Source organism: Chryseobacterium urinae (genome assembly GCF_030518295.1).
Classification (GTDB): Bacteria; Bacteroidota; Bacteroidia; order Flavobacteriales; family Weeksellaceae; genus Chryseobacterium; species Chryseobacterium mucoviscidosis.
In genome coordinates this window covers 249,147-263,955 of sequence record NZ_JAULSJ010000001.1, presented here as the reverse complement: position 1 = coordinate 263,955, position 14,809 = coordinate 249,147, and the positions used below count along the sequence as shown (strand labels likewise).

General features: G+C 33.5%; 14 protein-coding genes and 1 tRNA gene. 4 read left to right on the top strand and 11 right to left on the bottom strand.

Annotated elements, in window-relative coordinates:
• On the top strand, positions 1-478 hold a 478-nt coding region (locus QWT87_RS01185; RefSeq protein ID WP_302712842.1), incomplete at its 5' end, for a hypothetical protein.
• Between the two features lie 16 nt (positions 479-494).
• Here the strand turns inward: QWT87_RS01185 and QWT87_RS01180 are convergent.
• The 6 genes from QWT87_RS01180 to QWT87_RS01155 all read right to left on the bottom strand — a co-directional run bounded on the left by QWT87_RS01180 (position 495) and on the right by QWT87_RS01155 (position 8,765).
• Entirely contained in the window at positions 495-1,115 is a 621-nt protein-coding gene (locus QWT87_RS01180) for a hypothetical protein (RefSeq protein ID WP_302712840.1), read from the bottom strand.
• A gap of 1 nt (position 1,116) precedes the next feature.
• Entirely contained in the window at positions 1,117-3,381 is a 2,265-nt protein-coding gene (locus QWT87_RS01175; RefSeq protein ID WP_302712838.1) for a ThiF family adenylyltransferase, read from the bottom strand.
• Positions 3,362-4,522 carry a ComEC/Rec2 family competence protein gene (locus tag QWT87_RS01170; RefSeq protein WP_302712836.1) on the bottom strand — a complete coding sequence of 387 codons (1,161 nt, stop codon included), beginning with the start codon at positions 4,520-4,522 and terminating at the stop codon, positions 3,362-3,364. The genes QWT87_RS01175 and QWT87_RS01170 overlap by 20 nt, the downstream gene beginning before the upstream one ends.
• 253 nt (positions 4,523-4,775) lie before the next feature.
• Complete coding sequence (locus QWT87_RS01165; protein ID WP_302712834.1) at positions 4,776-7,514, bottom strand: ATP-binding protein; 2,739 nt, start codon at positions 7,512-7,514, stop codon at positions 4,776-4,778.
• Positions 7,515-7,838: 324 nt separating this feature from the next.
• Positions 7,839-7,918 (bottom strand) — tRNA-Leu (locus QWT87_RS01160).
• 79 nt (positions 7,919-7,997) lie between these two features.
• The gene (locus tag QWT87_RS01155; protein ID WP_302712832.1) at positions 7,998-8,765 is read right to left on the bottom strand and encodes an MBL fold metallo-hydrolase; all 768 of its coding nucleotides are present in this window, start codon (positions 8,763-8,765) and stop codon (positions 7,998-8,000) included.
• Between the two features lie 54 nt (positions 8,766-8,819).
• Between QWT87_RS01155 and QWT87_RS01150 the strand changes: the two genes are divergently transcribed.
• Positions 8,820-10,247, top strand: coding sequence for a nicotinate-nucleotide adenylyltransferase (locus QWT87_RS01150; protein ID WP_087711500.1), 1,428 nt, complete (start codon positions 8,820-8,822; stop codon positions 10,245-10,247).
• 13 nt (positions 10,248-10,260) lie between these two features.
• Complete coding sequence (locus tag QWT87_RS01145) at positions 10,261-10,710, top strand: GAF domain-containing protein (protein WP_087711498.1); 450 nt, start codon at positions 10,261-10,263, stop codon at positions 10,708-10,710.
• A 205-nt stretch (positions 10,711-10,915) separates the two neighbouring features.
• Here QWT87_RS01145 and QWT87_RS01140 read toward each other — a convergent pair whose 3' ends face one another.
• The 5 genes from QWT87_RS01140 to QWT87_RS01120 all read right to left on the bottom strand — a co-directional run bounded on the left by QWT87_RS01140 (position 10,916) and on the right by QWT87_RS01120 (position 14,365).
• On the bottom strand, positions 10,916-11,653 hold the full coding sequence (locus QWT87_RS01140; RefSeq protein ID WP_302712828.1) for an ABC transporter substrate-binding protein: 738 nt from the start codon (positions 11,651-11,653) through the stop codon (positions 10,916-10,918).
• Between the two features lie 26 nt (positions 11,654-11,679).
• On the bottom strand, positions 11,680-13,002 hold the full coding sequence (gene mgtE, locus QWT87_RS01135; protein ID WP_302712826.1) for a magnesium transporter: 1,323 nt from the start codon (positions 13,000-13,002) through the stop codon (positions 11,680-11,682).
• 212 nt (positions 13,003-13,214) lie between these two features.
• Positions 13,215-13,358 (bottom strand): bacteriocin-like protein, encoded by a 144-nt coding sequence (locus tag QWT87_RS01130; RefSeq protein ID WP_165763011.1) that lies wholly within the window; start codon positions 13,356-13,358, stop codon positions 13,215-13,217.
• Between the two features lie 15 nt (positions 13,359-13,373).
• Complete coding sequence (locus QWT87_RS01125; RefSeq protein ID WP_157967233.1) at positions 13,374-13,523, bottom strand: hypothetical protein; 150 nt, start codon at positions 13,521-13,523, stop codon at positions 13,374-13,376.
• A 290-nt stretch (positions 13,524-13,813) separates the two neighbouring features.
• Entirely contained in the window at positions 13,814-14,365 is a 552-nt protein-coding gene (locus QWT87_RS01120) for a pyruvate decarboxylase (protein ID WP_076395419.1), read from the bottom strand.
• Positions 14,366-14,538: 173 nt separating this feature from the next.
• On the opposite strand from QWT87_RS01120, the gene rpsO reads away from it, so the two are divergent.
• Positions 14,539-14,808: a 30S ribosomal protein S15 gene (gene rpsO, locus QWT87_RS01115; protein ID WP_076395421.1), complete on the top strand. Its 270-nt coding sequence runs from the start codon at positions 14,539-14,541 to the stop codon at positions 14,806-14,808.
• Position 14,809 lies beyond the last annotated feature (1 nt).

Sequence of the window (14,809 nt, the reverse complement as noted above, 5' to 3'; positions counted from 1 at the left end):
ATCTTTTATTAAGCATAATGATCCAGATAGTGTTGATTGGAATATCTTTAAGAACGATAAGAGTAAAAGAACAAAACTACTTAATAAAATTAGATCTGAAGAAACTTCATTGGAGTTGGCAGGAGGTTATATTGCAATAGTCCATAAACTCTTACAACAAGAAAATATAATTACAACATCTTTAGATGTTAATACGTTAAGAGATATGTCAATAGAGTTTGTGAAATTTTTTCCGGCATATATAACTTTATATAAAAAGGTATTTGAAAATGTTATTAACAGTGATTTTAATATGTTTGAAGATAGTCGAAGCAATTTTCTTTGGGATATACAATTAATGTTGAATACTGGGATTAAAACAATAAATGGTAACAAATTATATTTTGTTTCTTCTGATAAGGCGATCAGTGATGCTGTAAAAAATACAGACCAGTATTCTATATTAAGTTTCAAAGAATATTTACAATATATTAACTAAAGGTTAAAATTTTTAATTACAAAACAGTCGATTCAACTGCAAGAACGTTTGTTACAAATCTTTTTCCTCTATTACGAGCATTAATCAAGTTTGCAAAATATTGCATGATTAGAAATAGCATGTAATAATATTTATATACGGGCTGAATAAAAAAAAGTGCTAAAGCTCCCATGCAAAACATTAGTAAAAAACTTAATGATGTCAGATCTCTTGCTAACAAGAAAGCTCGATGGCTACCTACTACTACTGCGTTAGTAGAATTTTTTCTGTATATTTTATACCAAAGTTTGTTTTGTTCTGATGGTTTTTTTGGTAAGTTTCCAAATGTATTCTTTAGTTGTTTGGCATCAATTCTCGAATCTTTTTTACTTAATTCTGAAAATGCCATTGAACCGGGTAAAGGATCTTGTAGTTTCCAAAAAATTATAATTGCTTTTTGATGACTAGATAATAGCCCATTTAGTAAAAATAATATAATAGGAGCAATACTTGCTCCTATTGTTTTTGTCCATAATAATACATCAAATTTTTCAAGAAACTTTGGAAAAATTAAAGTCAGAATAATTATAATGTTTGCTGCTAAAAACACCCACAATAACGTTGTGTTTTTACTTTTTAAATTAACTTCATTTTGCATATTAAAAAATATATGGGTAAAAACCATTTGGAGTAATTATCGATAGAAATACTGGTAATGGTGTTCTTAATGATTCTAGCTCTATCTTGTGTTCCCCGACACGTTGCTTATCGGTTGAACTGAGACAATCAGGACCTTCAGGATGTGAATGCCACTCTCCAATGTATCCGATCTGACCACCTGTTTTTTTGTTAATTAGATCAATTTCATTTGATAAGTCCTTAAATCCTCTAAGGAAAATTGAAGAATTTCCTTTGCTGTCAGACGGTGCTTCAAGTAGATCTGTTACATAAATAGTTTTTGTTTTATGATTGCATTGTCCTAGAAAAACACCTCCGGTTTCACTTTTTCCTGCTTTGTTTGCCTGCTTTTTAACATAATCAAGAATTTCATTTTTAAATCTAATCTCCCAATCACTATTCACAGCAGAATAAACGTCAAAGGGTTTAATGTTCATCTCTTCTGTCTCAATTTTGTAATGATTGTCATCTGTAATTCTATGAATATAGATCTTTCCTTCTTCAGTGTATGAAGTGATTTCTCTTTTTAATACTCCAGTAAAGTAGGCTCCATGAGATGACACTTTTTCATCTGATAATAATGTAGTTTCGGAATTACATCCTATTCCAACTCTTACTAATAAATTATTAGAATTTTCGAATTGTTCTCTATTGAGCCATTCAGAAATTTTAGGTATATCACTAGCACTAGAATGTAGATAGACTTGAAGATCATCAATTCTTGGGTTTCTATTTACTCCCTCTTTGTATAATAAACCTAAATTTCCATGATCTGTAATTGATGCACTTGCAATTTTACAGGATGAAAGACTTCGTAATACTGAAAGTTTATTGAAAAATGCTTCAGATGCTGTAAAATCAAAAACCCATTCATACTTTTCGAAAGTCTTTTTTTCGTAGATTAATCCGTCCTTAAATGAAACTCCTGAACGTACTTCTGTTTCTTGATCTGGATACAATTCGTTAATCTTCTTTTTTAATGCGTTTGCCTTATTTTCACCAATACTATCAGCGAAAAGCGCATGCCTAACTAAATTGTGTGATGATACATCGTCAGGATCTAATAATGTTAGCTTTATAATACCATTTCGGGCTAAATGCATTACTATTTTTGACCCAAGTGCACCACACCCAAACACAACACTTCTTCCTAAATCATTTTTAAAATCTGAAATTTTTTCAGCTTGCTGTATTGTTAAAAATTGATTGTGTGATAAAATATTTATTGAAAAATTTCCAGAAATTTTCCCATCTACAATATCATTTTCAGAGATATTGAATTCAAAATTTAACAGCTCAAAATCATGAGCGTAACCTATAATTGATTTGGGACGTTTGATACCTACGATGACTGGGAAAGGTAAAAAAGGGCCTTCTGTGATTAGTTTTTCTAAATGCTCATAAGAAATGTAGTATTTTTGACAAAATACTACAAAATCTTTCCAAGTTCTTGGAAGATTAATTTCATATTTTGCACTTACGTCTTTTTCATCATTCCATAATACAAATGCTAGACATAAGTCTCTTTTTGATTTATCTTCCTTATTTTTTTCATGATTTTCTTGGATTTCGTTCAACAATGACTTAAAGTTTGATGGAGTCAGTTGACTTATAAATTTGTATGATCTTTTATTTTCATGATTAATTTGTTCGAACTGTGCGATAGATAAATTCTGGCTTACAGGAAAAGGATTTTGTTCAATTATTTTTTTAACAATCATATCATAATCATACAAAATAGTACTATAATATGCTTCAAGTCGTAAAGGTTCAAACTGATCTCCATCTTCACTGAGATCACCAACCGCAGCTGCTCTGAACCAATTACTAATCCGAATAATTACGTCATTAATTCTTTTGTTTGCATACCACTCATCAGCATTTTCCCGAACGTAACAAATTGCTGGTGGTCGATTGTTATTTGCGATATATAAATGAGCTAAACTATTTTTTGGAAAATCAAGTCTATCCGTATAAATACTGGGGCTTTTTTCGGGATAATCCATAATGTTGAAAACGATTAATATTGGCTCAATGTGTCTGATGTCAATATTTCCATAAGTGCCCAAACTTGGAAGATCAACATTAATTTCGAACGGAACTGCAATTCTTTGATTTCCCCAGTCTAAAATATCAAGATTTCTTCCTACTAAACGCTCCAGCGAAGCTAGAGAATCCTTTAAATAAGGATTCTCTATTTCTCCGGAATATTTTTGCAGGGTGTTGCTATATGTCATGGCTTCCATATTTAGATGTAGTATTTACAATTCCTAATGCTGCAGTTCCAGCAGCTTTTGCTGTGCCTTCTCCTTGCTTAGGCTTAACTACTCCTAACGATGTTATTTCAAAAACGATAGGCTGAGGAACTTTATTAATAAGTTCGTATGTAGAAGTGTTTAAAAAATTAGAAGAACCCACTTTTTTAACAAATTCACTTTTTGCTTCATAGTGAGGTGGATTATCGTCGTCATCCAATATTTTTTTACTGGATGCGATAACTTTAGCATTATTTCTTCTATAATCCAACGCTTCTAAAGAAGTTTTTTTAGGAGTTGGATTTTCGTTTTGAGGACGATCATTAAAAAATGACCAAGAGCAATGGTGTGGCGAAAGAAATAAATCCCATTCCAAGGCCTTACTGTTATTATGTTTCTTGGTTTTGTCCAAGATGATATCCCATGATGTATGATCGGAGTCTCCTCCGAACATTGCTAATGTTGAAAAGTCTTGTTGATATTCATTGTTTTTAAATCTTGCCTGAAACACAATGCTTGTGGAATTCTTTTTGTCATCCCCTTCTGATTCCAAGTGTTCTTTAAAAGGTGCATGAATAAAAACAGAAAATAACTTCTGGTCTTTATCATTGAAGCGAGAAACAACTGTTCCGGGAGTAGATCTTAAGTGATTTAAGTCCTGATAGTCCTTATTTCCATCATAACCAATGATTCTGATTCTGTTACCGGGCTTATCTTTTTGTGGAGAGCCTTTTCTGTGAAGTTCTAATCTTCTCTCTGCTTCTTTTTGATATGCATCTTCATCTTCATTAGTATGCTTTTCTGCAATCATTGGTGAAAACCACATTGCATCAACACGGATTAAATTATTCTTTTTATCTTCATCTGAATAATCTCTTGGGTCTCCTTGGTAAAAATGGGTTTTAAATCCTCTGCAATGATCCTGATCTCCATGAGTTAATATAAAAACATCAACAAATGGAATTCCATTGTCTTTTTGAAGATTTTTTAAAAGATCTTTCTTTACATCAAAGATATCGTCTACACAGTTTCTGATATTACAATCTACAATAATAGTTGTTTTGTCTTCAAGAGTGATTAATGAATTATCTCCGTTTCCTACGGGATAATATTTTATTGTTGCGTTCTGCATAAAAATTGTTATAAACTTGTTTATATTAATAATTAATTCCAAAAAGTTCTGCTAGAAATATTAGTAGCAGCAGAGTCCACCTCTTAAAGAAATTATTATAAATGTTGTTTAAACACAATTTTTATTATATTTGTGCGTTATAATATAACAAATCTAAAATTTCTCTAAGGTATCTTAACTCGGAGAGATTAACAAAAGTTCAAGGAGGGTGAGAATTTCTTGGACTTTTTATTTTCTAATATTCTATATCATTCTACTCTAAATTTTCTTTTAAAATTTTTAATTCTTCCTTTAGTTCATATATTGTTTCTTTTAGTTCTTTTCCTGCTCGCAAATATTCGTTCGGGAAATCATCCTGTACATTTTCCATTAGAACAAAATAAATTGGTTTGAAAATCATTTCAAGATCTTCTATTTCTTTGAATAGATTCAATAAAATAGTATTTTCTTTTTTAACAATTAACAACAGAAAATATGTTACAAAATCAGCAAATATTTTGTTGTATAATGTTTCGCCCCTTCTTGTATCAATATCATCAATCAGCTTATGAATTGGTTCCTTTATAACTTCTAGAGACTCATTTACTTTTCCATTCCAGAGCAATATTTTAGCATGTAATAATGTTAATTTTGGTGAAGGTTCTAAATCTGTGTCTAGTGCTTTTTGTATCAATTCTAAGGCATACTGCTTCTTATCGTTTCTAAACTCATTAAATATCGTTTCAGCCCAGCATCCTAATGCATCAAGTTCACCCATCTCATTTGCTTTTTCAAACATGAAATCTGACCTGTCATATTGCTTTTCTATCGCAAGCACATGTGCTAGCTGATGTACAGAATCAGCATTTCCTTTTTCAACACCTTCTTCAAGAACTTCAATAGCTTTTTCAGTTTGATTCATCTTTAAGAACATTCGAGCTAGTTCTACATACCCATCGTCATTTCCTTCGTTTATTGCACTTCTAAGTTCTAATTCTGCTTTCCTGTAATTTGGTCTTGGCTTTAGATAGTAAAATCTGCCAAGGTTTATTTTACTGTGCTCCTCTTTAGCTTTTATTGCTAGTAAAAGCATTTTTTCTGCATCCTTCGGTTTTCTGGTCATTGTAAACAATCGTGCTAAACGCGTGTAAGGCGCCCCGGTTTTGGCGGTAATTGCTTCATTATAATATTGAATAGCCTTGTCGTAATCTCCTTTCTCGGCATAAATATCGCCTAAAGAATTTAATGATAACTTAAACTTCATGGAAATAGCCTTTTCATGAAATTTAATTGCTTCATCAAAATTATCTTCTAATTCTAAAGCAATATCTCCCAAGCGGTATGCAGCATATCCGTGTGCATTTGGTAACTCTAAACTTAATTTATAAAATTTTGCAGCTTCGTGTAAATTGTCATCTTGAAATTCATAAAAAGTACCTATAGTAATTGCCATCTGAGCATTTTGATTATCCAATGCCCAGGCCTCTTTGGCAGATTCCCTTGCTTTTTTGATCTGATTACTAAATATATAAAGTGATGTCGCTACTGTATAATAGTTTGCATCTTTGATTTTGATGTCCTCTAATAGATTTTCAGCTTCTTCAAACTTATTCTTTTTGATCAGGCTTTTTATTTTGTCTAATAATCCTGATTCGGATATTTTCGTATTTTTTAATAAACGATCCGGAAGAATTGAGTTGGTGGTTTTAATCAATTCTTCTTTTAGAGTTTCTGGTAAGTTTTCACAAGACAAAAATGTATTGCCCATATCAATTGCTGCATTGATGTCGTAATTTCCTCCTTTAAGATTGTTGATATGTTTTTTTACACGTTTGGTTAATTCTGATTCGTCACACCAAGCATCAAAAAATCTAACGAGCCACACAACATTATCTTTGTCATTTTTACGACCAAATCTCATTAAATACCAAATATTCATAAATCTCTCCTTAATTCTGTAAAGGTGATTTTTTGTATTTGTTGGTATTTTTTCGATAAATTGATTTTTTTCCAGATAAGATAAAATGGAGGAAATATTTTTACTTTCTAATCTGGTTTTTTTTGTAATTTCTTTAACCGAAATTGCGTCCCATTTTCTAGCTATAGCATCAACGACCTTCTGTTGTTGTGTTGATAATTGGTCGAGTTCTGACTTATACAGGAGTGTCAGTGTATCAATCAATAAATATAGATCTTTTATAGCTCTTCCATTTTCATTATCCATGAAAATCTGGAATAAATATGACATTGTTCTAGGAACACCTCCAGTCAAGCGTCTCAAAGCTTCAACTCTTCCTGGATGCTGCTCTATGATGTTACGAATTTGCTGCTCTTCTCCATATTGTTGACCTATCTTTATAAGTAGTTTTTCACAATCTGCCTTATTTAAACTGTCAAGCTCAATAATTTTTAAAAATTTATATTCATCTTCTTGAAAATCGATATTTCCGTCATTAAAAGTTGTTGATGTGCCAATGACTTTAAAATTCGAATCGGATTCTAAAATTCTGAATAGCTTTTTCTTTTCATTGTCTGATATTTTCTTCAAGAAAAAATTAAAATTCTCAATGAAAAGGATTGCCGTTTTATTTTTTTCGATTAGGAAGTTTCTTAAAAAATCATATGATTTTTGCTCAAAATCCTTTTCTTTATCAATGATACTTGCAATTGTTTCAGATAAAGACTCCTGATAGAAGCTGTCTTCTATTGTTGTTGCAATAGTTTCCCATAAATTTGTTAAATCAGATAAACTATACTGTTCTTCACTGAACATTATTGGAATATATTTCTTGCGAAGCACGGCATCATCGATAATTTCATAGTTAAGTCTATGTATAAGCGTGGTTTTACCAGCACCTCTTTGACCAATAATAATGACATTGCTGGATTCTGAGGTTTTAAGCAGGTTTTCCTTTAGTAATTCAAATTGATTGGTTCTTACGACAAACCCTTCAATTAGATTTACTTTGGATTTTATTCCTGTGTTGTTTCTTAATAATAGATCTTGGTTCATATGACGATTTATTTCTCGTCAAAGATATGACATTTTTTTTATCGCCAAAAATTTTTAGCGATTTTTTTATCGTTATGTTTAAAATTTTAGATTTTATGTTGTTTTCTTTGGCTGATAATAGTTGTTAACTAAAATATGAGCTTTCGCTTCTAGTGTTTGCAGCATACAATATAAAGATTATGTGGAAGGGTTGGGGATAACGAAGGGATGCTATAGATAGGATGTCTATTTAAATTAATATGAAAGATATTTTTTTTGGCCACCTTTTTGGCCACCCTAAAAAGCAAAAACCTCTGAGAATCAAATGATTTCAGAGGTTTTTTGTACCCAGGACCGGGATCGAACCGGTACTCCTAAGAACTGGTGTTTGAGACCAGCGCGTCTACCAATTCCGCCACCTGGGCAAGTGTGTTACCTTGTTTTGAATCGGTGTGCAAATATAGAAACTTTTCTTTATACTCCAAAGTTTTTCAAAGAAAAATTTTAAAAAATAATCTCCAAACCATCGTAGGCAAGGTGCATTCCGGATGGAAGTATTTTATCTTCAACGTCATGCAATCCCAGATGATGACTGATGTGGGTAAGAAATAATTTTTCAGGTTTCAGTTCTTCAAATAATTTAATAACATCCGGTAAAATAAAATGAGCCGGATGAGGATCAGACTTCCGGATGCAGTTTAAAATCAAGACATCGAGATTTTTTAATTTTTCTTTTTCCGTTTCAGAAATAAATCCGGCATCCGTTATATAAGCAAGCTTTTTAAATTTATAACCGAAAACGGGAATTTTAAAATGAATGACTTCAATCGGGGTAATTTCTGTATCTACAACTCTGAATGGTTTATTTTCAATTTCATGAAGTTCAAAAGCCGGAGCTCCGGGATATTTTTCGTCCGCAAACGCATAAGGAAAACGGTTTTTAACTTCGTCGGCAACTCTTGAAGAACAGTACAAAGGAATATCTTTTCCTGTTTTAAAAATAAGGGGACGCATATCATCAAGACCGATAACATGGTCATTATGTTCATGAGTAAGCAGAGCAATATCTACACGATCTTCCTTGCGGGTAAGCATTTGCTGTCTGAAATCGGGTCCGCAGTCGATAAGGATTTTTTTGTCTTCATCGGTGGTTATCATCACAGAAGACCGAAGACGACTGTCTTTGGGATTACTTGAAGTACACACTTCACAACTGCAGCCAATCACAGGAACACCCTGCGAAGTTCCCGTTCCTAAAAATTTCAACTTCATTTTCTTTTGAGGTTGGTTTAATTTTGGTAAATTTACGAAAAATTTAATGTCCTAATGTATCAGAAACTAACTCCTAAACAAAAAGCATTAACAATTAATCTAGATCCTACTATTTATGGTACTTTCGCAGAAATTGGAGCAGGGCAGGAGACAGTCCGACACTTTTTTAGAGCAGGGGGAGCTTCCGGTACAATTGCTAAGGCGATGTCGGCTTACGACAAAGATTTTAGTGATGCCATCTACGGAAAAGAGGTAAAAAACAGATACGTTACCCAAAACAGACTTCGAAAAATGCTTCGCTATGAAGTAGCCCTTATCGAAGAAAGAATTTCCAGAGAGAGCAACCCCAACAGAAAATATTTTTCTTACGCCAATACCGTTACCACCATTAATTTCGATAAAACGGTGAAAGGTCACGGTTGGGTAGGAATCCGTTTTCAGGTAAAGGAGAACGAAGATTACAATGAAATCGTTATTCACGTAAAGTTCAAGGAAAATGATGCCACTTTGCAGCAGGAAACCCTTGGAAATCTGGGGGTAAATCTTATTTTCGGAGCCTTTCATTACTACGACAATCCACGAAATTTAATTGAATCTTTATACGACGACGTTGCAAAAGACAATCTTGAGATTGATATGATCGATTTCAGCGGGCCTGCTTTTGCGTATGTGGATAACAGACTGATGTCTTTACAGTTGGTTAAAAACGGAATGACGGATGCCGTGATTTTCAATTCGGAAGGGAATAATATGCTTCCTGCAGATATTTTGTATAAGAAAAACATTTTTGCGGTAAGAGGAAGCTTCAGACCTGTAACGAAGGTGAACATTGATATGCTTCAGAACGGACTCAATATGTTCATGAAAGAAGTAACCTGTACTGAGGATGAAACCGAAGTTTTAATAGAAATTACCATTTCAAACCTTCGCGCCGACGGAGACATCAATGAAAGAGATTTCCTCGATAGGGTAGATGTTCTCGGCAAATTGGGATATACCGTAATCGTATCCAATTATTCTGAATATTACCGACTGATTGATTATTTTGCTTCCTATACAAGCGGAGAAATCGGCGTTGCAATGGGCGTGAATAATCTATTGATGGTATTCGACGAAAAATATTATAAAAATTTATCGGGAGGAATTCTGGAAGCATTCGGGAAATTTTTCCGAAACGGCATGAGAGTATATCTGTATCCTTATAAAGATCCGGAAACTCATGAATTACTGGATTCCGATAACCTTAAAGTGGAAGAAAACCTTAAGGAGCTTTATAAATATTTCAAGCATAACAACCGTATTGTAGATATTACCAATTATAATCCGGAATTTTTGGAAATTTATTCCAGAGATATCCTGAAGAAAATAGGGTGCAATATGAAAGGATGGGAAAATCAGCTTCCGGAAGGAGTGGCAGAGATGATAAAAGAGCGTGGAATGTTCGGCTACAAAGAAGAACTTTCCTTAAAACAATTTTCTTAAAACAGTAAAAAAAATGTCAGAATTAAAAAAACGACTTTCGTCTATTCTTGAAAGTCCGAAACATAATACAGAAGAAAAACTTCAGAAAGTGTGTCACCTTTTGGATCAGGAAATATCCTATTTCAACTGGACGGGTTTTTATTTCAAAAACGGAGATAAAGATGAGTTGAAACTGGGACCTTACGTTGGAGCTCCGACGGATCACACCATCATTCCTTACGGTAAAGGAATCTGCGGTCAGGTTGCCGTTTCCAATGAAACGTTTGTTGTTCCCGATGTACATGAAGAAAGTAATTATTTAAGCTGTTCTATCGATACCAAAGCAGAAATCGTGGTTCCAATCTTCAAAGACGGACAGAATATAGGTCAGATTGATATCGATTCTCATACGATTGATCCTTTTACAGAAGAAGACAGAGAATTATTGGAATGGCTGTGTAACGAAGTTTCTAAAATTTTGTAAAAATCTCGCTTTTAAAGTATTAAAATATAAGACTCCGGCTCGAAGAGCCGGAGTCTTTTGTATGATAGGATAGATCAAAATTTCCTTTCGAAATGGTATCAATAGAAACGGACTGTAGTCCGTTTTCATAAACAAATGAATAAATTGGCTTCAGCCAAAACTTAGAAAATCTATAAAAAAAGAGTGACTGCTATTCGTGAAAAAATTAGTGAAATTCGTGTTTAAGATCAGAAATAAGTTCCTTAAAATAATTTTCGCACTTCGCAATGTGCGTTCCGTACCATGAAAACGCCTCTCCGTCTACAATCATTATTTTTTTATCAGGGTAAAACTTCTTTAATTCTTTAATATGTTTCTCTTTAAAAGGGAACGGTTCAGAAGACAGCATTATCAGTTCCGCTTCCGCAAGATCTTCCGTCTGAATCACAGGATAACGTTTCCGATCTTTAAAAATATTTTCAAAACCGATCTCACCCAGAATTTTATGAATAAAAGTATCGGAACCGATTGTCATATAAGGATTATTCCAGATTAAGTAGGCAACTTTTATGGGAGATTCAATTTTTGCGTGGTTGAGAACATCATAGATTTTAAGATTAAAAAGCTGTGCTTTTTCTTCCTGATGAAAGATTTTGCCTAAATTTTTAAGCATATAATAATTGTCCTCAATATTTTCAACATTGGTGACAATTACCTTGAAGTCCTGCATTAAAGCTTTCACCTGTTCTTTTACGTTTTCTTCCTTATTGGCTAAAATAAGATTCGGCTGTGAAGCCTTTATTTTTTCAATATTGATGTTTTTCGTACCGCCGATAACCGGTACATTTTTTACCTTTTCAGCGGGATGAATACAGAATTTTGTTCTTCCGACCACTTCTTTTTCCGTTAAACCCAAATCAAATAAAGCCTCAGTAATCGAGGGAACCAAAGAAACTACCTTCATTGTACAATTTTAGATGTCGCCTAAAATTACAAAAGTTTGCCCGTTAAGAAAAGTCCTGCAACAGAAAAATAAATGATTAATCCTGTTACATCCACCAACGTGGCTACAAAAGGAGCTGAAGAAGTTGCCGGATCGAGTTTTAATTTTTTAAGAATGAAAGGAACCATAGAACCCGAAAGTGTTCCCCAAAGAACGATCATCACCAGAGAAACCCCTACACTTAATCCTACAAAAGCCCAATGAATTCCGTAGTCGAAAAAACCTGCTTTATGCCAGATCATAATTCTCAGGAAACCGATGATCCCTAAAATTCCGCCCAATGATAAACCCGTGAAAATTTCTTTTCTCATCACATACCACCAGTCTTTTAAAGTAATTTCCTGAAGTGCCATTGCTCTGATAATCAGAGTTGCAGCCTGTGAACCGGAATTTCCTCCACTGGAAATAATCAAAGGAACAAAAAGTGCGAGAACAACCGCTTTCTGAATTTCATCCTCAAAATAACCCATCGCCGAAGCCGTAAGCATTTCAGAGAAAAATAAAATAATCAGCCACATTCCTCTCTTTTTTACCATTTCGATAAGAGAAGTCTGCGTATAAGGAACGTCCAAAGCTTCCAATCCCCCGAATTTCTGAATATCTTCCGTATTCTGCTGTTCGATCTGGTCGAGAATGTCATCAATCGTTACAATTCCTACCAGAACTCCCGCTTCTGTAATAATAGGAAGCGCAGCACGGTCATACTTTTCGAAATACTGTACCGCATCCTCTTTAGTCGTCGTTGTGGTAATCGCAACAAAATGATTATCCGTAATTTCTGAAACCAAAGTGTCTTCCTCCGCCAACAAAAGACTTCCCAGAGCAATATCATCGATCAGCCGGTTTCTTTCGTCCACAACGTAGAGGTAATTCATCGTCTCAACCTTGCTTCCCACTTTTTTAATCTGCTGAAGACATCTTTTAATCGTCCATTCTTTACGGATCTGGATGTAATAAGGCGTCATAAGACGGGCAATAGAATCAGAATCGTAGCCTAATAATTTAAGCGCTATTCTGCGTTCCTGTGGATTAAGATGATTGATGGAATACTTAATAAGTTCATCCGGAAAATCCTCAAAAAGAGCCGTTCTGTCATCCGGAGTCATCGCATTCAGGATTTCTGAAACCTCATCGCTCCCGATACTTCTGATCGTTTCTTCCTGAAAATCGGGATTAAGATGCGAAAAAACATCTGCTTTGTATTCTTTCGGAACTTTCAGGAATGCCAAAAGCCTCTCATCTGCGTGAAGTTCGCTAAGAGTTTCGGCAATATCGGCAGGGTTGAAGATAAGTTCGTCTTTAGAATTCAAAACGTCAAATTTTTAAGAGTAGTGCAAAAATAACCCAAATTTTTAAAATTGCCCAAAGAACTGCAAAATTTAAGGATTATTTAAATTTCTGAGAATAAAAAAAGCATCTGCAAAAAAGCGGATGCTTTGAAAAAATTAAATTTTAAAAGTAATAGATTATTGTTTTTTTACTTCACTGCTGAATTTTATTATTCAGTATACATTCTCATATACTAAGGTTCAATGCAGGCATACATATAACACGCATAATTGCAGCAATATCCGCCAAAGCAATGGGAGTCTTTCGTACACTGTACCAAAGCGGCTCCATTGATTTTCTCCTGCTCTTTTCTTGTTAGTTTCTTTAGATTTTTCATAACAATCTTTTTGGGTTAAACTTCTGGACAGTTGTAATAGACACAAACATTTTGACAGCAGGATCCGCCCGGACATTCAAAATGGTAATGACATTTCTGAAGACCTCCGCCGTTGATCTTTTCCTGCTCTTTTCTGGTGAGCTTTTTCAGGTTTGAATTTTTCATATTATTTAGATTTAATGTATGCTAAAAATACAAAAAAGGTTTTAATTATTCACCTATAAATGAAAATTAAGTGATTTTAATTCGTTGGATTACTGATGAATATATTTAAATAAAAACAATTCAATAAAAAAAGCACCTGCAAAAACTGCAAATGCTAAGAAATTTCAATTGAGATAGTTTGAATGAATTGTTTCAGACTAAATTAATAAAATATTTTTAATTATTCACACAGGGATGAATTTAATTTTATAAGATTCAATGACTTGCATAATAGTTTTAACTGCCGGAAATTAAAATCCGGATTCTGCAGAAGGTTTAATTTTTTTTAGCTGTTTTAAAATTCCTTTGATCGCTCCGTTGGTTCCTATCTTTACAGAATTTACAGTAGAACCAAGCAATCTCATGTTCTTTTTATACGTATCATAATCCGTTTCGGTAACCAAATTCCCTTCTGCATCAAATAATTTCATGCTTACCACGACCTGATTGGAAAAAACATATTTTCCGATTCCCACTTTGAAATATTTTACTTTCGGAACAATGGCAAAATCGGCATCGTTGTTTTTACAGTAATCCCAAACGGTCTGCTTGTCTATGCTGTCAAAAGAAATCTGGGTTTCCGTTCTCAGCATTTTGTTTTTTCTTTCGCTTAAATTATCAGAAACTGCGCTGAAGAAAGCCGTATTGGTAGGTTCTTTAATTTCCTGAAGGTCGGGTTCTACCTCAGGATTGAAATATAAAACTTTTTTGATCTTGTTTTCATGGCTTTTCTGAGCTTTTAATAAAGAAAAACCTGCAAAAAGAGCTAAAGTAAAGGTGGTAAATGTTATTAATTTTCTCATCACTAAATTCGTATTCAAAATTACTGCCTTTTAGTGGGGTAGCATAATTTTTTTAAGAAATTTTTAACATTTTTTTCTATCAAAATCAATAAATGAAATCAATAATGTTGGCAGAATAAAAAAATAGTCGTACTTTTGCACCCGTTACATAATAATCATTAAACAATATTGGAATGTACTTAACAACAGAAAAAAAGCAGGAAATTTTCGCAAAACACGGAAAATCTGCACAGGACACAGGAACTGCTGAAGGGCAAATTGCACTTTTCACTTTCAGAATCAACCACCTTTCTGCTCATTTAAAGAGCAATCACAAAGATTACAACACAGAAAGATCTTTGGTGAAACTGGTAGGTAAAAGAAAAAGTTTATTAGATTACCTTAAAAATAAGGATATCGCAAGATACAGAGCAATTATTGCTGAATTAGGTTTAAGAAAATAAT

Excerpts from the sequence above, each read along its gene's own strand:
- QWT87_RS01140 (WP_302712828.1), bottom strand. The coding sequence starts at position 11,653 with ATGAAGGTAGTTTCTTTGGTTCCCTCGATTACTGAGGCTTTATTTGAT.
- QWT87_RS01150 (WP_087711500.1), top strand. The coding sequence starts at position 8,820 with ATGTATCAGAAACTAACTCCTAAACAAAAAGCATTAACAATTAATCTA.
- rpsO (WP_076395421.1), top strand. The coding sequence starts at position 14,539 with ATGTACTTAACAACAGAAAAAAAGCAGGAAATTTTCGCAAAACACGGA.
- QWT87_RS01155 (WP_302712832.1), bottom strand. The coding sequence starts at position 8,765 with ATGAAGTTGAAATTTTTAGGAACGGGAACTTCGCAGGGTGTTCCTGTG.
- QWT87_RS01145 (WP_087711498.1), top strand. The coding sequence starts at position 10,261 with ATGTCAGAATTAAAAAAACGACTTTCGTCTATTCTTGAAAGTCCGAAA.
- QWT87_RS01180 (WP_302712840.1), bottom strand. The coding sequence starts at position 1,115 with ATGCAAAATGAAGTTAATTTAAAAAGTAAAAACACAACGTTATTGTGG.
- QWT87_RS01165 (WP_302712834.1), bottom strand. The coding sequence starts at position 7,514 with ATGAACCAAGATCTATTATTAAGAAACAACACAGGAATAAAATCCAAA.
- QWT87_RS01170 (WP_302712836.1), bottom strand. The coding sequence starts at position 4,522 with ATGCAGAACGCAACAATAAAATATTATCCCGTAGGAAACGGAGATAAT.
- QWT87_RS01175 (WP_302712838.1), bottom strand. The coding sequence starts at position 3,381 with ATGGAAGCCATGACATATAGCAACACCCTGCAAAAATATTCCGGAGAA.
- QWT87_RS01130 (WP_165763011.1), bottom strand. The coding sequence starts at position 13,358 with ATGAAAAATCTAAAGAAACTAACAAGAAAAGAGCAGGAGAAAATCAAT.
- QWT87_RS01125 (WP_157967233.1), bottom strand. The coding sequence starts at position 13,523 with ATGAAAAATTCAAACCTGAAAAAGCTCACCAGAAAAGAGCAGGAAAAG.
- QWT87_RS01120 (WP_076395419.1), bottom strand. The coding sequence starts at position 14,365 with ATGAGAAAATTAATAACATTTACCACCTTTACTTTAGCTCTTTTTGCA.